Genomic DNA, 22,560 nt, shown 5'->3' with positions numbered 1-22,560 from the left:
CGAAAAAACAAACCCAGAACAAACACTATCTGTTCCAGTTGTGTTCTGCAACCGTTTAAAGTTTAGTGAATTTGGTAAGAGGGCCGTAATCATTTGCAGGGCCGGACAGGCCGGAAATCGGGGATTTTCGCCCGTTGCCGCCCGTCGCCCGCATTGAAATGTCTTGGTTAATAGCCTGCGGCCAGTCTTGCGACATGGCTCGGCATCAGCGGACGGCTGACCCTGGCGAGGCCGATTTTCGCGCCTGCGATCGGCTTGCCTGCCGTGAACGAAACGAAATCAAAACGCCAACAATCGCCGGTTCGGAAGCAGCCAGCCGATCGCGGGCTTCGGCAATCTCGTCGAGCGTCGGACGATGCGGAGGCGCCGAGATCATCCGGCAACCGCTTTCAGGCTGCCGGCGCGCCCGACGTCCTTGTTCGCGTCGCCGTCCTCGGTGTGGACATAGACGTGCAGCGTATAGCCGATGTGGGCCGTCATCAGCGCTTTTGCCCGCTCGACGTCGCGATCCAGGGCGGCTTCCATGATTGCCGTGTGGTGCTCGATCGCCATCGCCTCGCGCAGCGCGTTCATAGCCTCCTCGTAGCCGTCCTTGAGGCCGGCCGCGGCCCGCAATGTCGGCGCCAGCCCAAGAAAGCGATGGTGCCGGCGCAGCTGATCCGAGATCGTCGAGCGAAACCGCAACAGCCAGCTGGACGTCGCCGCACTCAGCAACGACGCGTGAAAAGCCTCGTGGTTCTCGTCCCACTGATCGACGGCGGCATCCGAGGGGTCGTCCACCGCGGTCTTGCACCGGGCGAGCCGGTAGTGCGCGGTGACAACCGCGTCTTCCCACTCCCGGCCGCCTTTCTCCATCGATTCCTGGAAGAGCGGTATCTCGACGACCATCCTCGCGCGCGCCAGATCCTCAAGTTCGGCGCGGGACACGGGGGCGACCGCAAAGCCGCGATTGCTGATGGCGGTGACCAGGCGTTCGGCTTCGAGGCGCGACAACGCTTCGCGCAGCGGCGTCCAGCCCACTCCGTAGGTGCCGCGCAGAGCGCTGAGCTTGAGCGGGGCGCCCGGCATGAGACGGGTGGTGAGGATATCGCGCCGCAGAAGCTGGTAGGCGGCTTCTGTCTTGGTGGAGTTCTTCTGGTCCTGCATTGCGATCCATTCGTTCTCTGCCATTGGAGAAATTATATATGATGGTGGGTGATGGCAAGAATTATATATAATGTTTGACATGCGCCGAGGGACTGACCATGATCGCTGGAGGTGCCCCGAGGCGGCGCTGATCAAATCTGGGAGGAAATGATGTTGAAGTCGAAATCCGCATGGCTGTCAGGATTGGCCCTGGCAGGCGCATTGATGGTCAGCGCCGGCAGCGCCGCGGCCGATCAGATCCGTATCGGCATTGCCAATTTCGGCGAGCATCCGCAATTGAACGCCGCCATAGCCGGCTTCAAGAAGGCGCTGACGGACAATGGCTTCGTCGAGGGCAAGGACGTCGTCTACACGGAGAGCCATACCAATTTCGACGCATCGCTGGTGCCGCAGATGATCGCCAAGCTGCAGGCCGAGCAGCCCAAGCTAATCTACACCATCACCACGCCGGTCTCGCAGATCGCCAAGAAGGCACTCGCGGGCTCCGGCATTCCGATCGTCTTTGCCGCGGTCACCGATCCGGTGGCGGCCAAGCTGGTGCCGTCGTGGGACGCGGGAGATGAAGGTATGACCGGCGCCAGCGATCTGCAGGATGTCGCCGCGGTGATGGCCTTCACCAAGAAGCTTCTGCCGAACGCCAAGCGCTTCGGCGTGCCTTACAATCCAGGCGAGGCCAATGACGTTGCCCTCGTCGAAAAGATCAAGGCGGCGGCGCCTGCGGCCGGCTTCGAAGTCGTGGAGGTCGGCATCGACAACGTCAATGACATCCAGCAACGCATCGCCTCGCTCGCCGGCAAGGCCGACGTTATCTATGGCCCGGCCTCGAACCTGATCCAGCCGGCGATCGCCGCCGTCTCCGCGGCCGCTCGCCAGGCCGGCATCCCGGTCGTCAACTCCGACGACAGCGCGGTCCGCAACGGCACCGTACCGGCAAGCTTCGCTGTCAATTACACGCAGGTCGGCGTCAATGCGGGTAACATCGCCGCCGAGATCCTCAAGGGCAAGGATCCGAAAACGATCGCGCCATCGCGCCCGGCCTACAAAGACCACATGGCGCAAATCTCCCGCAAGGCGATGGCCGCGTTCGGCATCGAGATACCGGCTTCGATGGCCGATTGCGGCTGCATCGTCGACTGATATCGGGACTGAGGGGGGGGGGGGGGGGGGGGGGGGGGGGCCCGGGGGGGGCGCCGCCCCCCGTCAGGTCAGGGAGGAACGATGCTCGAGATCCGATCCGCGCGCAAAGTATTCTACAGGGGCCAGGCCGACGAGAAGATCGCGCTGGACAGCCTCAGCCTGTCATTGGCGACTGGCGAGTTCGGCATCGTCATCGGCTCCAACGGAGCCGGCAAGAGCAGCATGCTCAACGCCATTTCCGGCGCGCTGATCCTCGATTCCGGCAAGATCCTGATCAATGGCGCCGATGTGACAAATATGCCGGTGCACAAGCGCGCCGCCAAATTGGCGCGGGTCTTCCAGGATCCGATGCGCGGCACCGCCGCCAGCATGACGGTGGCGGAGAACATGCTGCTTGCCGATCTGCGCAGCCACAAGCGCACCTTGCGGCAAGGGTTGAACGCCACAAGGCTCGCCTCCTACAAGGAGCGGCTGTCGATATTGGGCCTCGGCCTTGAAAATCGCCTCGACACGCGCGTCGACCTGCTCTCGGGCGGACAGAGGCAGTCCCTGTCGCTGATCATGGCGGTCGGCGGATCACCTGATTTATTACTGCTCGACGAACATACCGCAGCGCTCGACCCGCGCACGGCCGAGATCGTCATGCAGGCGACGGTGCGCGCCGTCAGCGCGCTGAAGCTGACCACACTGATGGTCACCCACAACATGCAGCACGCCGTCGACTATGGCAGCCGGGTGATCATGCTCGACGCGGGCCGGGTCCTGCTGGAAGTCACCGGCGAGGAAAAGGCCAGGGTCACGGTTATCGATCTGATCGGCCATTTTTCCGTCAAGACCGACCGCATGCTGCTGGCGAGCTGATCCCCATGGGCTTTATTCAGGAAGTTCTCTCCAGCTTCATCGCGATCATGCCGGTCACCCTGGCGCAAAGCCTGATCCTGGCCTTTGTCGTGCTCGGCATCATGATCCCGTTTCGCATGCTGAATTTTCCCGATCTCACCAGCGAAGGCGCGTTTCCGCTGGGCGGCTGCGTCTGCGGCGTGCTTTTGGCTGCCGGAGCAGCGCCGGTGACCGGCATCCTGGTCGCATTCATCGTGGGTTTCGCGGCGGGCTGCTGCACCGCCTTCATCCATCTGCGCTTCCGTATCCACACGCTGCTTGCCGGTATCCTGATGATGACGATGCTCTACAGCATCAATCTTCGCATCATGGGGAAGTCCAATCTCTCCGTCTTCGGTTCGCCCGCGGTGTTCGACTGGGTACCGTTCGCGCGGCCGGGTTTTCCGGCCAGCAAGATCGTCGTCGCCGGCCTTCTCGCGCTCGTCGTCTTCGTGTCGCTCCACATGTTCTTCAGGACCGAGAAAGGGACCGCGGTGCGCGCCGTGGGCGCCAATCCTGATATGGCCGAGGCGCAAGGCATCAATGTCTGGGCGGCGACCATCGGCGGCGTCGGGCTGGCGAGCGCGTTTTCGGCGTCAAGCGGTGCGCTGATGGTGCAGTCGCAGGGTTTCGCCGACGTCAATATGGGGCTGGGCATCCTCATCAACGGACTGGCCGCGCTGATGATCGGCGAGGCGGTTGTCGGCAAGCAGACGGTCTGGCGCCAGCTGCTGGCGCCCTTTGCCGGCGCGATCATCTACTACCAACTGGTGTCGTTCTGCCTTGCCGCCGGCATGCCGCCTCCCGATTTGAAGCTTGCCACGGGCCTGTTCGTGCTCGCCATGCTTGCTCTGCCAAGCCTCAAGCGCAGCCGGGGACCCGCGCCGGCTCGCGAAGCCATTCGTGAATAATCGAGGACATCACCAATCATGAACGCAACGCTCGACCTCAAGGCCGTCGAAGCCATGGATGCGGCGGATCCGGTACGCGCCATGCGCGACCGGTTCACATTGCCGGAGGGTGTGATCTACCTCGACGGCAATTCGCTCGGCGCCGCGGCGCCTGCGGTTTTCAACGAGCTGCAGAAGGCCGCGACCAAAGAGTGGGCGCAGGACCTCATTCGTGCCTGGAACACCGCCGGCTGGTTCGATATGCCGGTCGCGCTTGGCGACCAGCTCGGCCGGCTGATCGGCGCCGCCCCGGGCCAGACGGTGGTCTGCGACACGACTTCGATCAACATCTACAAGGTGCTGCATGCCGCACTCGGGATGCGGCCGGACCGGTCGGTCATCGTCGCCGAGGGCGACAGCTTTCCGACCGATCTTTATATGGCCGAAGGCGTCGCCTCGACTCGGCCGGGTACCGTGCTGCGGCTCGAAGGCGTCGATGCGCCTGATATCGAAGAGCTGATCGACGAGCGCGTCGCGGTCATCTTGGTCAACCACGTCAATTACAAATCCGGCCAGTTGCGTGACATGGCCGCGCTGACACGTAAGGCCCATCAAGCCGGCGCGCTGATCGTCTGGGATCTCTGCCACACCGCCGGCGCCTTGCCGGTCGAGCTCGACAGCGCCAATGCCGATTTCGCCATCGGCTGCACCTACAAATATCTCAATGGCGGTCCGGGCGCTCCGGCCTTCATCTATGCCGCAAAGCGTCATCACGGCGATGTCCACCAGCCGCTGAGCGGCTGGTGGGGCCATGCGCGGCCGTTTGCCTTCGAACAGGGTTTTGCCGCCGGCAGCGGCATCCGGCGCTTCCTGTGCGGCACGCAGCCCGTGCTTTCGATGCGGGCGCTGAAAGGGGCGCTGGATATCTGGGACGATGTCGACATGACAGCGGTGCGCACGAAGAGCATTGCGCTGACCGATCTTTTCATCCAGCTCGTCGAAGCAAGATGCGGTGCCTATGGCCTCGAACTGGAGAGCCCGCGGGACGGCAATCAGCGCGGCAGCCAGATTTCCTTCATGCATCCGCATGGCTACCAGGTGATGCGGGCCTTGATCGAGCGCGGCGTGATCGGAGACTTCCGCGCGCCGTCGACTATCCGCTTCGGCTTCACGCCGCTCTATGTCGGCTACAGAGACGTCTGGCAGGCGGTCGAGGTGCTGGAGGACATTTTGCGCACTGAAGCTTGGAAAGAGGCGCGATTTGCGGTCAAGACGGCGGTGACTTGAGAAACTAGAGCCGGGTGCGGACCGTCCAGAGTTCCGGGAACAGCACGACCTCCAGCATCTTCTTGAGATAGGAGGCGCCCGACGTGCCGCCGGTGCCGCGTTTCAGGCCGATGATGCGCTCGACCGTGGTGACATGGTTGAAGCGCCAGCGGCGGAAATAGTCCTCGAAATCGACCAGCTTTTCGGCCAATTCATAAAACATCCAGTAGCGCTGCGGGTCGCGATAGACGGTCTGCCATGCGACCAGGACCGCCTCATTCTCGGTCCGGGTTTCGCGCCAGTCGGTTCGCCCGGCGTCGGCACCGATGTCGAAACCGTTGCGCGCCAGAAGCAGCAGCGCTTCATCGTAGAGCGATGGCTCCGCCAGGATTGCCTCCAGTTTGCCGCTGAGGTCCGGCCGGTGCTTGTGGGGCCCGAGCATTGCAAGGTTGCGGTTGCCGGCCATGAACTCGATGGCGCGATATTGCCAGGACTGGAAGCCCGAGGACTGGCCGAGCGCATCGCGGAACTCGGTGTATTCGCTGGGTGTCATCGTGCGCAGCACGTCCCAGGCATTGTTCAACTGCTCGAAGATGCGGGCGACGCGCGACAGCATCTTGAAGCTGGGCTCAAGCCGATCGGCACGGATGGAATGGATCGCGGCACCGATCTCGTGCAAAGCGAGCTTCATCCAGAGCTCGGAGGTCTGGTGCTGGATGATGAACAGCATCTCGTCATGCGCCGACGACAGCGGCGTCTGCGCCTCCAGCACTTTCTCCAGATGCAGATAGTCGCTGTAGGACATGCGTTCCTTGAACGACATCTGGGCGCCTTCGGACGCTGGATCGTAGGGCTCGCTCAATTGACGGTCTCCGTGCGCAGCCGGAAGCGCTGGATCTTCCCTGTCTGGGTCTTGGGCAGCGCGGTGATGAATTTCACCGATCGCGGGTATTTGTAAGGTGCGATGGTGGCCTTGACGTGGTCCTGCAGGCGCTTGACGGTCAACGCGTCCGGCGCCACGCCTTGCACCAGCACGACATGCGCTTCGACGATCTGGCCGCGCTCGGCATCGCCGGCCCCGATGACTGCGCATTCGGCGACATCGGGATGCGACAGCAGCGCCGCCTCGACCTCCGGTCCGGCGATGTTGTAGCCGGCGCTGACGATCATGTCGTCGGAGCGGGCGGCGAAATGGAAGAAACCGTCTTCGTCCTGCGTGAAGGTATCGCCGGTAAGGTTCCAGCCGTCGCGGACATAGTCCCTCTGCCTGTCATCGGCCATGTAGCGGCAGCCGGTCGGTCCACGTACCGCAAGCCGTCCGGTCGCGCCGCGCGGCACTTCACGCATCTCGTCGTCGACGATGCGGGCCTCGTAGCCGCCGACAGGTTTGCCGGTCGATGCAGGCTTCATGTCGTCGAAGCGGTTGGAGATGAAGATGTGCAGCATTTCGGTGGCGCCGATGCCGTCGAGGATCGGCTTGCCGGTCTTCTTCGTCCACTCCTCGAAGACTGGAGCTGGCAATGTCTCGCCGGCCGACACGGCGACACGCAGCGACGACAGGTCCGCCCCTTCGTCCATGGCCTTCAGCATCGCGCGGTAGGCAGTCGGCGCGGTGAAGGAGATAGTCGCTTTGTAGGTTTCGATGATGTGGATCATGTTGGGCGGCGTCGCCTGCTCCAGCAGCGTCGCCGCCGCGCCGAAGCGCAGGGGAAAGATGGCAAGCCCGCCAAGGCCGAAGGTGAAGGCGAGTGGCGGCGAGCCGACAAAAATATCGTCCGGCGTCACCTGCAGGATTTCGCGGGCATAGGCGTCGGCGATGATCAGGAGATCGCGGTGGAAATGCATCGTCGCCTTCGGCACGCCTGTCGTGCCCGAGGTGAAGCCGAGCAGGGCGACATCGTCGCGGCCGGTGTTGACGGCGGTGAAGGTCACCGGCTTGTCGAGCGCGGCGCGATCGAGTTCGGCATCATGGTTGGCGGTGCCGTCGAAGCCGATGACCTGTTTCAGGAACGCGCTGTCCTTGGCGCAGGCGGTCATCTCGTCCATCAGCCTAGTGTCGCAGAGCGCGGTGGTGACCTCGGCCTTGTCGACGATCTTGGAGAGCTCGCCGGCGCGCAGCATCGGCATGGTGTTGACGACCACGGCGCCGACCTTGGTGGCGGCCAGCCAGCAGGCGACCATGGCAGGGTTGTTGGCGGAACGGATCAGCACCCGATTGCCCGGCTTGACGCCATAATTCTCGACCAGCGCATGGGCGAGCCTGTTCGTCCAGTCGGACAGCTCCTTGTAGGTGCGGCGGCGGCCGTTGCCGATCAAGGCGGTGTGGTCACCAAGCCCCTTCTGCACCAGCCTGTCGGTCAGTTCGACACCGGCGTTGAGGTGTTCAGGATAATCAAAACCGTCGAGCAGGATATCGGGCCATTGTTCCGGCGGCGGCAGGTGATCGCGCGTGAACGTGTCGATATGCGCTGAAGGCCCAAGCATCTCGCCGCTATCCTATGTGCTACCTGGCCAATGCGCGAGGCATCTGGCCGAAGGCGGTTAATCCGTCGTTCCTGTCTTTCGTGGAGGTTTCGTGACGCCGGCTGCACCTGCTCGACCATGCCATCGGAAGATGGATATCCGAGATAGGGCAGCACAGCAGACCTCCCATTTTGCCGACTGTTCCGCAGGCAGGATCGCACCAGTCGAAATTTGTTTCAAGCCTAAAATGTTTTGCCCTGGAGCATTGACGCGTGGCATGGTGGCCGCCATTGCTAGCGCTGAAACGATGCCGCTTCGGGGGAGGGTGCCGATGATCGAACATCGCATTGCCGATTGGAACAATGCCTACGCCAACGGCGCGAATATCGCCGGTAGCGACCGGTGGCCCGCCGCGTGGGCGGAGCCGGCGCAAGCGTTTCGCGATGCGCTGTCGGCGCAGGGTCGCGCAAGGTTCGATGTCGCCTATGGCGATAGACCGCGCAACCGGTTCGATCTTTTCCTGCCCGATGCCGCTCCCAGGGGGCTCGTGGTGTTCATCCATGGCGGTTACTGGCTGGAGTCCGACAAGAGCGGCTGGTCGCACCTAGCCAAGGGCGCGGTCAGCAGCGGCTTCGCCGTGGCGATGCCGTCCTACACGCTGTGTCCGGACATACGCATCGCCGGCATCGTCAGCGAGATCGGAGCGGCGATCAGCAAGGCAGCGGCACTCGTTGAGGGACCGCTGATGCTGACCGGCCATTCGGCCGGCGGCCATCTTGCCACCCGAATGGTGACCACGACCACGCCGCTGGCCGCCGATGTGGCAAGGCGCGTACGCCATGTCGTTTCGATTTCGGGCCTGCATGACCTGCGTCCGCTCATGCGCACCGGCATGAACGAGGCGCTGGCAATCGACGAGCACGAGGCGCTGACTGAAAGCCCGGCCCTGCTGCGGCCAATGGACGGCGCCCGCATCACCTGCTGGGCCGGCGGCGGCGAGCGTTCCGAATTCCTGCGCCAGAATGCGCTGCTGGCCAACATCTGGATCGGCCTTGGCGCCGCCACCAGCGCCGTAGTCGAGCCCGACCGGCATCACTACGACATTGTCGACGGGCTTGCCGATCCGGCGCATGCGCTGACACGGGTCTTGATCTCGGAATAATCAAGATCTTTTGTGACCTATATCAGTGCTTATGTTGCTATTCTTCAGCGTAGCATCAGCACGTTGCAAGTGTCACCGGCAGCGGATGCGGGGGCAAAGGGGGCGCGCACGACAAGCCCGTTGGCGTCGGCCAACATCCGCAGCATCGAAGAATCCTGGATACTGAATGGCGTCGCCACCAGCCCGCCATCGTCTTCCCTGACCATCGCCCGCACATAATCCTGGCGCAGATCATTGGCCGCCATTGCGGCGCCCAGCCGGGCCTGGCGGACGTCCTGGCGATAATCGCGGCCGCCAAGCCTTGCCAGAATCGGCTTCAGGAACAATTGCGAACAGACCAGGCTTGCCACCGGGTTGCCGGGCAGGCCGATGCATCTGATGTCGCCGAGGCGGCCGAACATCAGCGGCTTGCCGGGGCGCATGGCGATCTTCCAGAAACCGAGCGTCATGCCTTCGCCGGTCAGCACGTCATGGATCAAATCGTGGTCGCCGACCGAGGCGCCACCCAGCGTGACGATGACATCGGCGCCAGCGGCAACGGCTTTCCTGACCAATGCCGCGATTGCGTCCTTGCGGTCGGCGGCAATGCCGAGATCGAGCGCGCGGGCGCCGACCGATTGCGCCGCCGCGGCGACACCATAGGCGTTGGACGAGATGATCTGGTCCGGCCCGAGCTCGCTCCCGGGCGGCAGCAACTCGTCCCCGGTGGCGATGATGGCGACCAGCGGCCTCTTCACCACGCTCACCCGAGGGTGATTGGCCGATGCGGTCAGGGAAAGCGCCGCCGGATCCAGCATCCGGCCTCTTTCCAGCAGGACATCGCCTGTCGCGAAGTCGAGGCCCACGCGGCGGATGTTGCGTCCCTCAGCGGTGGGTTCGATCACTTCGATATCGCCGCGGCCGAGATCGCGGACATTTTCCTGGATGACGATGGTGTCGGCGCCATCAGGCAGCGGCGCGCCGGTGAAGATGCGTACCGCCTGGCGCTTGCCGACTATACCGTCAAAACCGCGCCCCGCCGGCGCCATGCCGATCACCGAGAGTTTCGATGGCACCGAGGCCATGTCGGCGGCGCGCACCGCATAACCGTCCATGGCCGAGGCGTTGAAAGGCGGCTGGGTGCGAAGCGCCACGACCGGCTCCGCCAGCACGCGATCGATCGCCTCGAAAAGAGAAACGCTTTCGCCAGCCAAGGGTGCTGCGCCGTCAAGCAGGCGCTCGAGCGCCTCGGCGACCGGAAGCAGCGCCATCAGGCGCCCACCTTGTAGTCGCCGGACTTGCCGCCGGTCTTTTCGACCAGCCTGATGCCGGAAATGACCATGGCGCGATCGACGGCTTTCGCCATGTCGTAAATGGTCAGGCAGGCCACGGAAGCGGCGGTCAGCGCTTCCATCTCGACGCCTGTCTTGCCGGTGACGCGCGCCAGAGCGGTGACTTTCAGCCCAGGCAGGGCATGGTCCGGCTCGATGTCGACGGAAACCTTGGTCAAGAGCAGCGGATGGCAGAGCGGGATAAGCTCATGCGTCCGCTTCGCCGCCATGATGCCGGCGATACGCGCGGTGCCGAGCACGTCACCCTTCTTGGCGTTGCCGGCGAGGATGGTCTTCAGCGTTTCGGGCTGCATCGAGACGAAACCCTCGGCTATCGCGGTGCGGGTCGTCTCTTGCTTGTCGCCGACATCGACCATGTTGGCCTCGCCTTGCGCGCCGAGATGGGTGAGGGCGGCTGCCATCGTCAGACTGCCTCGGTCAACGCCTTGCCCGTCAAAAGCAGGCGCGTCGCCGCGGTGACATCCTCTTGCCGCATCAGGCTTTCGCCGACGAGGAAGGTGCCGATGCCGGTCTTTTGCATCCTGAGGCAATCGTCATGCGTGAAGATACCGCTCTCGCTGACCAGCAGCCGGTCGCCCGGCACCATCGGCGCCAGCCGCTCCGAGGTCTTAAGGCTGGTTTCGAATGTTCTCAGATTGCGGTTGTTGATGCCGATCAGCCGCGACGACAGTTTTACCGCACGCTGCGTCTCGGCCTCATCATGCACCTCGATCAAAGCATCCATGCCGAGTTCGGATGCGGTCGCTTCCAATTCGCTCGCCAAGGCATCGTCGACGATGGCCATGATGATCAGGATGGCGTCCGCGCCCCAGGCGCGGGCCTCATAGACCTGGTAGGGATCGAACAGGAAATCCTTGCGCAGCGCGGGCAGGGCGGTGGCTGCCCGTGCCCGGGTGAGGAATTCCGGCGCGCCCTGGAAGGATGGTGCATCGGTCAGCACGGAAAGGCAGGCAGCGCCGCCTTTTTCATAAGCCTGTGCCAATGCCGGTGGATCGAAGTCGGCCCGGATCAGCCCCTTGGACGGGCTCGCTTTCTTGATCTCGGCGATCAGGGCGAAGTTGCCGGATCCGCGCTTCGCCTCGAGTGCGGCGAGAAAACCACGCGGTGCGTCGGCATCCTTGGCTCGCGCCTTGATCTCCGCCAGCGGCGCGCGTGCCTTGGCGGCGGCGATCTCGTCGCGCTTGTAGGCTTCGATCTTGCGCAGAATGTCAGACACGGTTCACCCGTTCGAGATTTCGACCAGCCGGTCAAGCACCTGCAAAGCGCGGCCGCTGTCGATGGCCTGCGCGGCGAGCGTGATGCCGTCGCCCAGCGTCGTCGCCTTGCCCGCAATCACCAACCCGGCGCCGGCATTCATCAGCACGGTGTCGCGATAGGCGCCGGCAGCTCCCCCCAGCATATCGCGCAACGCGCTGGCGTTGTAGGCGGCGTCGCCGCCCCGGAGATCGTCCTTGGTATGGCGCTTCAGTCCGACCTCTTCCGGGGTCAGCGTGAAGCTGCGGATTTCGCCGCCAACCAGTTCGGCAACCTGCGTCTCACCGGTGGTGGTGATCTCGTCATAGCCATCGCCATGGGCGACCCAGGCATGTTCGGTGCCCAGCGCCTTCAGCGTCTCGGCCACCGGCATGACCCATTCCGGCAGGAACACGCCGACCATCTGCCGCTTGACGCTGGCCGGATTGGAGAGGGGCCCGAGCAGGTTGAAGATGGTGCGGGTGCCGAGCTCGACGCGGGTCGGGCCGACATGCTTCATCGCCGGATGGTGCGCGGGGGCGAACATGAAGCCGACGCCCGCCTCATGGATGCAACGGCCGATGAGCTCCGGCGAGAGGTCGATCTTGACGCCGAGCGCGACCAGGACATCGGCGGCGCCGGTCAGCGAGGACAGGCCGCGATTGCCGTGCTTGGCGACCGGGACGCCGCTGGCGGCAATGACGAAGGCCGAGGCTGTCGAAATGTTGACGCTATGGGAATTGTCGCCGCCGGTGCCGACGATATCGATCGCGCCTGGCGGCGCCTCGACGCGAAGCATCTTGGCGCGCATGGTGGCGACGGCACCGGAGATCTCACTCACCGTCTCGCCGCGCACGCGCAGCGCCATCAGGAAGCCGCCGATCTGCCCCGGGGTCGCGTCGCCTGACATGATGATGTCGAAAGCCTCGCGCGCTTCCTCGAAGGAAAGCGCGCTGCCGGTCGCGACCTTGGCGATATGGGTTTTCAGCGCGCTCATCTTGTCGAGGCTTGGGCGACGGCGGCCTGGTCGACGCGGACGTCGTACTGCGTCTGCAACTGCGCCACCAATTGGTCGAGCAGATCGTCCGACATGCCGGAGGTGAAGGATTTCTGCGCGTCCTCCGGTACCGAGCTGGCATCGGCCCCGGCTGGTTCGAACACTTCGGCGACCTTGAACAGGATCTGTCCGTCGCCGGTGGGCGAGGGGATCAACCCGGTTCCGCCTTCGCCGACGCCGAACATCACGGCAGCGCCTTCCTTGCCGAAGTCCGCATCGTCGGCTTCACGCTTCAGACCGCGCTTGGTCTGCTTCTCCAGCTTGAGCTCACCGGCGATGACGTCCAGCGTGGCGCCGGCCTTGAGCCGCTTTTCGAGTTCGTCCGCCTTGGCGGCGAGGCGCTTGGTGGTCTCGGCGGCCGTCCAGTCGGCGACGACTTTCTTGCGGACCTCATCAAGCGTCCGGTCGCGAGCCGGCGTGACCGAACTGACCTCATAGAAGACGAAGCCATTGTCCGCCGTGGTCAGCCCGTCGTTTTCAGTGTTGGGTTCGGCATCGAAGACGGCCTTGATCAGCTCCGGCGATTCCGGCAGGTCCTTGACGATCGAACCGTCCGGCCTGAGGCCTGAGCGATCGATGGCGTCGATCGTGATGTCCTTGAGCTTCAGCTTGGCCGCCGCGTCGGCCAGCGAGCTGCCGGAGGCGCGAGTGTCCTCGTAATTGTCGTGCACATCCAAAAGGATGCGGCTTGCCTCACCCAGCGCCAGGTCCTTGCGGATCTGGTCCGACACTTCGGCCAGCGGCTTCACCACTTCGGGCTTGATCTCGGTGACGCGCAGCAGAACCGGACCGAAGGCGCCCTGGACGACCGGGCTGACCTCGTTCGCGTTGAGCGCAAAGGCGGCATCGGCGACCGCCTTGTCGGCGATCTTGTCCTTGGCCAGCGTGCCGAGCAACGTGTCGGCCGGCGTCTTGCCTTCGGCCGCGACGAGCTTGTCGAAGGTGGCGCCCGCCTTGAGCGAATCAAGCGCGGCCTTGGCCGCGTCCGGCGTCTTGAACACGAGTTGCTCGATGGTGCGCATTTCGGGCGTCGTGTAGCGCGCCTTGTTCTTGTTGTAGTCGTCGCTGACCTGTTGGTCGGTGACCGCGGTCGTATCCATGATGTCCACCGGTTCGAGGCGGACATAGGAGAATTTGCGGTATTCAGGCGCGGCGTAGGTTTTCTTGTTGGCCTCGAAATAGGCCTGAAGCACGCTGTCACTCGGCGCCTCGACCGGCTCGACGAGCGCCTTTGGCAATGTCAGATAGTCGACCGTGCGGTCCTCGCCGCGATAGAGCGCGACCGCCTTGAAGAAGGTGTCCGGCGCCTTGAGGCCGTCCGAAACTGCCTCGACGATCTGCTGGCGCACCGCCACCTGGGCGCGGTTCTTCAGATAATCCTCGGGCCGCATGCCGATCTCGCGCAGCATGTATTCGAACGTCCTTCTGTCGAACTGGCCGCCTGGGCCTTTGAAGGCCGGATCCTCGCGTGTCAGTTCCGCCAGCCTGTCCTTGGACAGGCCGAGCCCCAGTTTCCTTGCTTGTTCGTCGAGAACGGCGCCGGAAACGAGCTGAGCCAGGATCTGGTTGTCGATGCCGAGCCCCTTGGCCTGTTCGTGGGTCAGGCGCTGTCCGAACTGCTGCGACATGACGGCCAGCTGGCGATCGTAGGCGAGGCGGTATTCGTTGATCGACACCTTGGTGCCGCCGGCGGTTATCACCGAATCGTGGCCGGCAAAGCCGCCCATCAGGCGCCCGGAAATGCCCCAGGCGGCGAAACTGACCACCAGGAGCGAAAGCAGTGTCTTCGCGACCCAGGTGCCTGCCGCGCTTCTCAATGTACCAAGCATGGTTACTTCCGATTTATGCGCATTTTCGCATGCGCCGAGTCTGAAACAAGCGCAATAGCGCCCTTCCGGTCCACTGTCGATTGCTTTGTGGCCTGATTTTGGTAGTGAGGGCCAGAGCCAGATATTGCCCGGAGAAGCAGACCATGACGCCAGGAATTCGCCCGCTCGTCGCCGGCAACTGGAAAATGAACGGCACCAGTGCCTCGCTGAACGAACTGAGGATGATCGGCAACGGGTTCATGAGCGGGCTCGATGCGGAAACCGAAGCCTTGGTCTGCGTTCCCGCGACGCTGCTTTCCCATGCCGCGGAGATTCTTTCGCGCACGCCGGTCCATGCCGGCGGCGAGGACTGCCACGCCAAGGAAAGCGGCGCCTATACCGGCTGCATCTCGGCGGAGATGCTGAAGGATGCCGGCGCGAGCCATGTCATCGTCGGCCATTCCGAATGCCGCGAACAACGCGGCGAGGACGATGCGACGGTCCAGGCCAAGGCCACCGCCGCATGGCGCGCCGGGCTCGTGGCCATCATTTGCATCGGCGAGACACAGAAGGAACGCGAGGCTGGAGCCACGCTGGAGGTGCTGTCGCGCCAGGTCGCCGGCTCGGTGCCGCCAAGCGCCACCGCGTCCAACACCGTCATTGCCTATGAGCCGGTATGGGCGATCGGCACCGGCCTGACGCCAACCGCGGCCGACGTTGCCGAAGCGCATGCGCATATCCGCGAAAAACTGGCGGAAAAGCTTGGCGCCGTAGCCGCCAAAATGCGCATTCTCTATGGCGGCTCGGTCAAGCCGTCCAACGCGGTCGAACTGCTGGGTGTCAGGAATGTCGATGGCGCACTGGTCGGTGGCGCCAGTCTGAAAGCAGCGGATTTCCTTGCTATCGCGGAAGCCTATCGCAGCATTTCCGGATGAGATTTGCGATGATGGACGCGTCGCGGCGCGTCCAAATTCGTTGCAAAGGTGGCGTTGCTTCCCATATTCCGGCCACGGGCTTGGAAATGCCGTGAAAGCATTGTATTGAGCCGCCTCCAATTCACCGGTCGTGTTCGCGGCCGGGCAAGGCCTTGCCAGGATAAACTATGCAAACCGTACTGATCGTCATCCATCTCATGGTCGTGCTCGCCCTTGTCGGCGTGGTGCTGCTGCAGCGCTCCGAAGGCGGCGGCCTTGGCATTGGTGGCGGATCGGGCTTCATGACCGCGCGTGGCGCTGCCAACGCGCTGACCCGCGCGACGGCGATCCTGGCGGCCGCGTTCTTTGTCACATCGCTGACCTTGTCGATCATTGCCCGCTACGGCGAGAAGCCGATCGACATCCTCGACCGCGTTCCCGCGACGTCGGGTGAAGCCGGCAAGGGCGTGCTCAACCAATTGCCCGGCACGACCACTCCGGCACCCGCCGGCAACGCCAAGCCGACGCCGCCATCCGGCAACGGTGCCGCGACGACGCCTCCGGCCACCGCGCCGGCCGCCGGCTCGACGCCGCCGGCAAGCAGCGGCACCACCAACACCGCGCCGGCCGCCCCCCAGGTCCCGAACCAGTAGCTTCCGCTCGCTCCAAAGCGCGATCTGTGATCGTTTGAACACAGTCGCGGCAAATGCTGCGCCATCACGAAGATTCGACGGGTAGTGGTGCTGCCTCGCGCTTGAGGCATCCGCATTTATTCGACTATAGATTGCACGCGGCATTTTCGGTGTCCTTGGGGGACGCCGGGCGACGCCGTGGGCAACAAGCATTAAACGATCGGATCTTCGCCATGCAGCTTCGCAGCTTCATTTTCCTGGGACTTTGCGCCGCACTCGGCCTCAGTTCCCCGGCTTTCGCCGGCATGCCGGCCAATATGGCCGCCAATCAGTCGGTCGACAGGACCGACGCCATCAACATCGCAGTCAAGAGCGATGCGGCGCAGTTGAGGCTTCTCAAGAAGAAGAAAAACCCGACGCCGGACGATCTCGCCCAGATCAAGAAGATCGAAGCCAAGATCGTTGCCGACAAGGAAGACGCCAAGGCCAAGGCGCTTGAAGCCAGGAAACTGGCGATGCGCGAAGCGGCCAAGGCCCGGGCCGAGGCCGCACGCCAGGACTTCCTGGCAAAAAGGGGCCAAAGTGCCTCTGCCACTGAAGTGGCCGAAGCCAATCCGGCCAAGAAGGCCGTCAAGGTCATTGAGCCGATGGAACCGATCGCGCCGATCCAGTCGGCCGAGCCGCTCCCGGCCGAGGCCATGAACGTCGCATTGACCGGCAACAATGGCGAGTTGCGCAGCGAGGTCCTCGGCGGCCAGAAGCAGCCGAGCGGTGGTCTGTTCGCCGGCCTGTTCGGCGGGATCTCGTCATCCGGCTCCTCGATCAGCTATCTGCCCGAGACGCGCGCGCTCGACTCGGCGCTTGCCCAGAAGAACGCCAAGAAGCCGTTCAAGGTGAAGCCGGAATTCGTGCCTCAGGACGTCGAATTCACGGGCTACGATGCCGGCACCATCGTCATCGACACCAGTGCGCGCCGGCTCTATCTCGTCGAATCATCGAGCACCGCGCGTCGCTACGCCATCGCGGTCGGCCGTGAAGGCCTGCAGTTCAAGGGCACGGTCGCCGTCGGCGACAAACAGGAGTGGCCGCGCTGGATCCCGACGCTGGACATGCAGAAGCGCGAGCCGAAGCACTACGCCCAGTACAAGGACGGCATGCCCGGCGGCGGCCAGAACCCGCTCGGCGCACGTGCCATCTATCTCTATGACGGCAAGAAGGACACGCATCTGCGTATCCACGGCACCATCGCGCCGCAGTCGATCGGAACCAGCGCCTCCAACGGCTGCTTCCGCATGATGAACGAGCACGTCATGGACCTTTACAGCCGCGTCAGGGTCGGTACCAGAGTCGTCATCATCTGACGTTTCCACCATCATGCCGAAAGGGCCGGCTCAGCCGGCCCTTTTGTTTTGCCTTGATCACGACCAAGCCTGTTCGGTCGTGATCCCTGGACAAACCGAAACCGTTTGTCCGGACAAACCGACCGTTTGTCCGAGAAAACCGGATTCCACTTTTCGGGATCACGGTCTGAGCGCCTTTTTGGGAAAAAGCCTTCGCGGCGGTTTTTTCTCTGGCGGAATCAATCCGGCCGCGTTAAGCGATGACTCCCATGGCGCGATATGTATTCATCACAGGCGGCGTGGTTTCCTCACTTGGAAAAGGCATAGCCGCAGCGGCCCTTGGGGCTCTCCTGCAGGCGCGAGGCTATCGCGCACGCATCAAAAAACTCGACCCATACCTCAATGTCGATCCAGGCACGATGTCGCCGTACCAGCACGGCGAGGTGTTCGTCACCGATGACGGTGCCGAGACCGATCTCGATCTTGGCCATTACGAGCGCTTCACCGGCCGCTCGGCCAACCAGCAGGACAACATCACCACCGGCCGCATCTACAAGAACATCATCGAGCGCGAGCGGCGCGGCGATTATCTCGGCGCAACCGTGCAGGTCATTCCGCATGTGACCGACGAGATCAAGAATTTCGTCCTCAACGGCAATGACGATTATGATTTCGTGCTGTGCGAGATCGGCGGCACGGTCGGCGACATCGAGGCGATGCCGTTCCTCGAGGCGATCCGCCAGCTCGGCAACGACCTGCCGCGCAACAACGCCGTCTACGTGCACCTGACCTTGATGCCCTACATTCCGACGGCGGGCGAGCTGAAGACAAAGCCGACCCAGCATTCGGTCAAGGAACTGCGCGGCATCGGCATAGCGCCCGACATCCTGCTGGTGCGCGCCGACCGCGCCATTCCCAAGGAAGAGCGCCGCAAGCTGTCGTTGTTCTGCAATGTCAGGGAAAGCGCCGTCATCCAGGCACTCGACGTGCCGCATATCTACGACGTGCCGATGGCCTATCACAAGGAAGGGCTCGATTCGGAAGTGCTGGCCGCTTTCGGCATCGATCCGGCGCCGAAGCCGCGCATGGAACCCTGGCAGAAGGTGTCCGACCGTATCCACAATCCGGAAGGCGAGGTGACCATCGCCATCGTCGGCAAATACACCGGCCTCAAGGACGCCTACAAATCGCTGATCGAGGCACTCTCGCATGGCGGCCTGGCCAACCATGTCAAGGTCAAGCTCGACTGGATCGAGAGCGAGATTTTCGAAAAGGAAGATCCGACGCCGTGGCTGGAAAAGGTGCATGGCATCCTGGTTCCCGGCGGTTTTGGCGAGCGCGGTTCGGAAGGCAAGATCCTGGCGGCGAAGTTCGCGCGCGAGCGCAAGGTGCCGTATTTCGGCATCTGCTTCGGCATGCAGATGGCCTGCATAGAGGCGGCGCGTTCGCTGGCCGGCGTGGAACATGCATCCTCGACCGAGTTTGGCCCGACCGAGGAACCGGTCGTCGGCCTGATGACCGAATGGCTGAAAGGCAACATGCTGGAGAAGCGCCGCGAAACCGGCGATCTCGGCGGCACGATGCGGCTCGGCGCCTATCAGGCCGAACTCGCCAAGGGCTCGAAGATCGCCGACATCTATGGCGATACGCAGATTTCCGAACGCCACCGCCATCGCTACGAGGTCAATGTCGACTACAAGGAACGGCTCGAGGATTGCGGCCTGGTGTTTGCCGGCATGTCGCCTGATGGCGTGCTGCCGGAAACGGTCGAATATCCCGACCATCCCTGGTTCATCGGCGTCCAGTATCACCCCGAGCTGAAGAGCCGGCCGCTCGATCCGCATCCGCTGTTCGCCAGCTTCATCGAGGCGGCGGTCGAGCAGTCGCGCCTCGTGTAGGCGCCGTCAAGCGAGACGCGCCTGATGCAGACCTATGTCGCGCTCCTCTACAGCATCGTTCTGGGCGAGGGGCGCCGTGTCGTCATGTCGGACCTCAAGGCAATGGCGGAAAACCTTGGCCTGAAGAACGTTCGCACTTTGGTGGCGACAGGCAACCTTGTCTTCGAGAGCGAAAAGACCTCGATCTCCGCACTTGAAAAGCGGCTGGAGGCGGCGTTCGAACAGGCCTTCGGCCGCCACGTCGACATCATTGTCCGCCGCGCTGGAGATTGGCTGAAACTGGCAAGCCGCAATCCATTCCCGAGAGAATCGGTGGAAGCCGGCGACCAGGTCGCGGTGCGCGTGATGCGCAAGCCCGTGGCCGAAGATGCCCTATCGGGGCTTCAAGCCCATGCCGGGGAGGACGAGAAGGTGCTCCTGGCCGGCGGCGACATATGGCTGGTGTTCTCGCGGGAGCGGCCAAGCTCGCGGCTGCTTGCCGCCGCCAGTCACAAACGCATGGGCATCGGCACGTCGCGCAACTGGAACACGGTGCGCAAGCTGGCCGAGATGGTTGGCAACAGGCAACAGGCAACAGGCAGTAGGCAGTAGGCAGTAGGGAAGCAGTTCTCTATTCCCTAGCTCCTACTGCCTACTCCCTGATTTTCAAGCCTTCGCCATCTTGGCGCCGGCACTCACGGCTGCGGTGCGCAGCACGTAGTAGATGACGCCGGCAATCGCCACGCCGAAGAACCACCCATAGACACCCCACCAGGACGGCAGCCAGTTGGTGAAGTTGGGCAGGATCGACGAGAAGAACGCGCCGATGCCGGCGGCGATGAAGGCGTTGACGTGCCAGCCGCCCTGGAAGCGGAATTCGCCATCCTCGCGATAGAGCGCCTCGACATCGACCTCGCCTTTGCGGATCAGGTAATAGTCGACCATCATGACGCCGAAGATCGGTCCCATAGTTGCGCCGATGACGTTGACGAAAGAGGCGGCACTGCCTTCCCACGGCGCGAAGGGGTAGAGCACAAGCGCGATCAGTGCTGCGATATAGCCGCCCTTCTTGAAGTCGATCTGCCTGGGAAAGACGTTGGAGAAGTCGAAGGCCGGCGAGACGAAGTTGGCCACGACGTTGATGCCGAGCGTCGCCACCGCGAAGGTCAAGGCGGCGAGAGCAGCCAGGAACCAACTGTCGAACTTTGCCGAGATCTGGTCGGGGTGCAGCAGCACCTCGTGATAGACGTCGTAGGCGGCAATGGTGGTAACGCCGGCGACCAGCGAGAACAGGATGAGATTGACCGGCAGGCCCCAGATGTTGCCCTTGCGCAGTGCAGCCTTGTCCGGCGCGTAGCGTGCGAAATCGCAGAAGTTGAGATAGAGCGCCGAGAAGTAGGTCACCCAGATCGCGGCGACCGCGAACAGCGAGGTCCACGAGCCCGGCTCGCCGGGCACGCCGGCGTCCTTGGTCTTCTCCTTCAGCACATCCATCGGGATGTCGCTGGTGAAGGCGAAGGTTCCGGATTTGACGCAGAGATAGATCGCCAGGATCAGCATCATCACCCAGACCGCAGGCCCCGCCCAATCCTGGAAGCGGCGCACCGTCTCCATGCCGCGCTGGATGATCAGCAGCTGCAGCGCCCAGATCACGACGAAGCAGATCACTTCCAGGCCGGAATGGCCGAGGAAATGCGTGTTGGCATTGAAATCGGCGAACCATTGCGAGCGGATCAGCAGCGCCACGATCGCGCCGGAAGCGGCGGCCGTTTGCGCGCCGTACCAGAAGCAGGCGACGATGGCGCGCACAAGTGCCGGTATGTTGGCGCCCCAGATGCCGAAGGAGGCGCGGGCCAGCACGGGGTAGGGCACGCCAGTCTTGACGCCGGCATAGCCGACCATGTTCATCAGCACGTAGATGATCAACGACCCGATGCCGATGGCGATGATGAAATTGACGAAGCCGCCGCAGAACAGAAACAGGCTGGCGGCGAGATAATAACCCCACAGGCTGTGAACGTCCGACGTCCAGACGTTGAAGATCGAGAATGGTCCCCAGTTTCGAACCGTGGCCGGAGCGAGGTCCTCATTGTATAGGTCAGGCGATGCGCCCTGTATCGTCATTGCAATGTTCCCCTTTTGCAAAAACGCGCCCTCACGCGTTGACCGCAGAGGTTACGCCTGACGCAGGGGAACCGACAAGCAACCAATTTGCCGGCTTTGGCCTTAAAGATATTCAATGCGAACCGCGATTATCGAGGGATCGTAAAGGTGGGTCGCTGTTGAACCCTAACGATCGGTGATTCGACTGTCCAATGCATGTCGCCGGCTTTGGGAGAACGACATGCATGCGCGACGCGCTTAGGTGATGGCCATCGCGCGCTTGTGGTCCTCGACTTCGGAAAGCAGCCAATCCTGAAACAGGCCGGTGCCCGGCTTGTTGCCGATGCTGCGACGTTGGTGCAGGTAGATGCCAGCCGGATAGGTGTGACGGGCGCGAAACGGGGCGACAAGCTTGCCTTGCTGCAGAAAATCCTGCGCCATCATCGTGTCGGCAAGCGCGATGCCAGCGCCGTTGACCGCCTCGCGCATGATCAGCGTGCAATCATCCAGGGTCGTGCTGGATTTCGGTGATGTCTCCAAAACGCCTTCCTGCTCCAGCCAACGCTTCCACCTCATGGTCTCGCATTCATGGATCAGATGGTGATTGACCAGATCGGCGGGTGATCGCAGCGGCACCGGCCCTTCGAGCAGCGAGGGTGCGCAGACCGGCGTCAGCAGCAGCGGGATCAGCAGCGTCAAGGCCGGGCCGGCCTTGTAGACGAATTCGTCGACGATGGCCAAATCGAAGTTGGCCCGCTTGCCCGAACTCGAAATCTCCAGATCGACGGACGGATGCAGCCGGCGAAAATTCGGCAGCCGGTCCGCCAGCCAAAGATTGAGAACAGCCGGCACGCACAAGACCCGGACACGCTGGGTCCGGCCGTGGCTCGGGCCATCGGAGAAGCTGACATCGTCGGTGGCGCGCCAGATGGCCTCGAATGCTTCCGAGAGGCTGCGCGCATAGTAGGAGCCCCTGATGGTCGGCGTGATCTGGCGAAAGCCGCGTTCGAACAGATCCTGGCCAAGATTCCTTTCAAGTGCACGGATGTGGCGGCTGACGGCAGAGGGCGTCAGGTGCAGTTCTTCGGCTGCGTCCTTGACGCTGCCGAGACGTGCGGCGGCCTCGAAGGCGCGCATGCCATTGAGTGAAGGTAAGGCCATTGCCCGATCATGAATTGTCAGTTGAGTTTTTGTCAATCGACATGGACAAAATTGGCGTTTGATCACCAGGGTCCTTCGGGGATACCCAGAAGGCAAGAGCGACCAAGTCGCCATCAGAAAACGATTATTTGGGGCCTCCGGCACCATTCCACCAGTGGCAG

20 protein-coding genes are annotated in these 22,560 nt (G+C 63.2%); 10 read left to right on the top strand and 10 right to left on the bottom strand.

The window, feature by feature from the left end:
• Positions 1–372 precede the first annotated feature (372 nt).
• Positions 373–1,170, bottom strand: a complete 798-nt coding sequence (locus LB577_RS17250) for a GntR family transcriptional regulator (RefSeq protein ID WP_411969286.1) — start codon at positions 1,168–1,170, stop codon at positions 373–375.
• A 126-nt stretch (positions 1,171–1,296) separates the two neighbouring features.
• On the opposite strand from LB577_RS17250, the gene LB577_RS17245 reads away from it, so the two are divergent.
• The 4 genes from LB577_RS17245 (at position 1,297) to kynU (ending at position 5,339) form a co-directional block, all read left to right on the top strand.
• Positions 1,297–2,283 (top strand): ABC transporter substrate-binding protein, encoded by a 987-nt coding sequence (locus LB577_RS17245; RefSeq protein ID WP_224687608.1) that lies wholly within the window; start codon positions 1,297–1,299, stop codon positions 2,281–2,283.
• A gap of 81 nt (positions 2,284–2,364) precedes the next feature.
• Complete coding sequence (locus LB577_RS17240; RefSeq protein ID WP_023777423.1) at positions 2,365–3,144, top strand: ABC transporter ATP-binding protein; 780 nt, start codon at positions 2,365–2,367, stop codon at positions 3,142–3,144.
• A 5-nt stretch (positions 3,145–3,149) separates the two neighbouring features.
• The gene (locus LB577_RS17235) at positions 3,150–4,073 is read left to right on the top strand and encodes an ABC transporter permease (RefSeq protein ID WP_224687607.1); all 924 of its coding nucleotides are present in this window, start codon (positions 3,150–3,152) and stop codon (positions 4,071–4,073) included.
• An 18-nt stretch (positions 4,074–4,091) separates the two neighbouring features.
• The gene (gene kynU / locus LB577_RS17230; RefSeq protein ID WP_224687606.1) at positions 4,092–5,339 is read left to right on the top strand and encodes a kynureninase; all 1,248 of its coding nucleotides are present in this window, start codon (positions 4,092–4,094) and stop codon (positions 5,337–5,339) included.
• A 4-nt stretch (positions 5,340–5,343) separates the two neighbouring features.
• Here kynU and kynA read toward each other — a convergent pair whose 3' ends face one another.
• Both kynA and LB577_RS17220 read right to left on the bottom strand, forming a co-directional pair.
• Positions 5,344–6,180 (bottom strand): tryptophan 2,3-dioxygenase, encoded by an 837-nt coding sequence (gene kynA, locus LB577_RS17225; RefSeq protein WP_249490902.1) that lies wholly within the window; start codon positions 6,178–6,180, stop codon positions 5,344–5,346.
• Positions 6,177–7,802 (bottom strand): AMP-binding protein, encoded by a 1,626-nt coding sequence (locus LB577_RS17220; RefSeq protein WP_224687605.1) that lies wholly within the window; start codon positions 7,800–7,802, stop codon positions 6,177–6,179. Before LB577_RS17220 ends, kynA begins: the two co-directional genes overlap by 4 nt.
• A gap of 310 nt (positions 7,803–8,112) precedes the next feature.
• Here LB577_RS17220 and LB577_RS17215 point away from each other — a divergent pair, with 310 nt between their 5' ends.
• On the top strand, positions 8,113–8,943 hold the full coding sequence (locus LB577_RS17215; RefSeq protein WP_224687604.1) for an alpha/beta hydrolase: 831 nt from the start codon (positions 8,113–8,115) through the stop codon (positions 8,941–8,943).
• 44 nt (positions 8,944–8,987) lie between these two features.
• Here LB577_RS17215 and glp read toward each other — a convergent pair whose 3' ends face one another.
• From glp to LB577_RS17190, 5 genes are read right to left on the bottom strand one after another with little or no spacing between them, the layout of a single operon-like run.
• Positions 8,988–10,193 (bottom strand): gephyrin-like molybdotransferase Glp, encoded by a 1,206-nt coding sequence (glp, locus tag LB577_RS17210; RefSeq protein WP_224687603.1) that lies wholly within the window; start codon positions 10,191–10,193, stop codon positions 8,988–8,990.
• Positions 10,193–10,675: a cyclic pyranopterin monophosphate synthase MoaC gene (gene moaC, locus LB577_RS17205; protein WP_224687602.1), complete on the bottom strand. Its 483-nt coding sequence runs from the start codon at positions 10,673–10,675 to the stop codon at positions 10,193–10,195. Before moaC ends, glp begins: the two co-directional genes overlap by 1 nt.
• Positions 10,676–10,677: 2 nt before the next feature.
• Positions 10,678–11,490, bottom strand: coding sequence for an indole-3-glycerol phosphate synthase TrpC (gene trpC / locus LB577_RS17200; protein ID WP_224687601.1), 813 nt, complete (start codon positions 11,488–11,490; stop codon positions 10,678–10,680).
• Positions 11,491–11,493: 3 nt separating this feature from the next.
• Positions 11,494–12,504 (bottom strand): anthranilate phosphoribosyltransferase, encoded by a 1,011-nt coding sequence (gene trpD / locus LB577_RS17195; RefSeq protein ID WP_224687600.1) that lies wholly within the window; start codon positions 12,502–12,504, stop codon positions 11,494–11,496.
• Complete coding sequence (locus LB577_RS17190) at positions 12,501–14,393, bottom strand: SurA N-terminal domain-containing protein (RefSeq protein ID WP_224687599.1); 1,893 nt, start codon at positions 14,391–14,393, stop codon at positions 12,501–12,503. The genes trpD and LB577_RS17190 overlap by 4 nt, the downstream gene beginning before the upstream one ends.
• A gap of 143 nt (positions 14,394–14,536) precedes the next feature.
• Here LB577_RS17190 and tpiA point away from each other — a divergent pair, with 143 nt between their 5' ends.
• The 5 genes from tpiA (at position 14,537) to LB577_RS17165 (ending at position 19,747) form a co-directional block, all read left to right on the top strand.
• A complete protein-coding gene (tpiA, locus tag LB577_RS17185) occupies positions 14,537–15,307 on the top strand; it encodes a triose-phosphate isomerase (RefSeq protein ID WP_224687598.1) in 771 nt (256 codons plus the stop codon).
• A 167-nt stretch (positions 15,308–15,474) separates the two neighbouring features.
• Complete coding sequence (secG, locus tag LB577_RS17180; protein ID WP_224687597.1) at positions 15,475–15,939, top strand: preprotein translocase subunit SecG; 465 nt, start codon at positions 15,475–15,477, stop codon at positions 15,937–15,939.
• 212 nt (positions 15,940–16,151) lie between these two features.
• Positions 16,152–17,279 carry a L,D-transpeptidase gene (locus tag LB577_RS17175; RefSeq protein ID WP_224687596.1) on the top strand — a complete coding sequence of 376 codons (1,128 nt, stop codon included), beginning with the start codon at positions 16,152–16,154 and terminating at the stop codon, positions 17,277–17,279.
• A 239-nt stretch (positions 17,280–17,518) separates the two neighbouring features.
• A complete protein-coding gene (locus tag LB577_RS17170) occupies positions 17,519–19,156 on the top strand; it encodes a CTP synthase (protein ID WP_013895397.1) in 1,638 nt (545 codons plus the stop codon).
• 24 nt (positions 19,157–19,180) lie between these two features.
• A complete protein-coding gene (locus LB577_RS17165) occupies positions 19,181–19,747 on the top strand; it encodes a DUF1697 domain-containing protein (RefSeq protein ID WP_224687595.1) in 567 nt (188 codons plus the stop codon).
• A 54-nt stretch (positions 19,748–19,801) separates the two neighbouring features.
• Here the strand turns inward: LB577_RS17165 and LB577_RS17160 are convergent, their stop codons facing one another.
• Together LB577_RS17160 and LB577_RS17155 are read right to left on the bottom strand one after the other, a co-directional pair.
• Positions 19,802–21,259, bottom strand: coding sequence for an NCS1 family nucleobase:cation symporter-1 (locus tag LB577_RS17160; protein WP_013895399.1), 1,458 nt, complete (start codon positions 21,257–21,259; stop codon positions 19,802–19,804).
• 237 nt (positions 21,260–21,496) lie between these two features.
• Complete coding sequence (locus LB577_RS17155) at positions 21,497–22,399, bottom strand: LysR substrate-binding domain-containing protein (RefSeq protein ID WP_023764951.1); 903 nt, start codon at positions 22,397–22,399, stop codon at positions 21,497–21,499.
• Between the last annotated feature and the right edge of the window lie 161 nt (positions 22,400–22,560).

The sequence above is a fragment of the Mesorhizobium sp. B283B1A genome (assembly GCF_020165735.1).
Lineage (GTDB): Bacteria > Pseudomonadota > Alphaproteobacteria > Rhizobiales > Rhizobiaceae > Mesorhizobium > Mesorhizobium opportunistum.
Note: the sequence above shows the minus strand (reverse complement) of the source record. Positions and strands in the feature narration are given on the sequence as shown.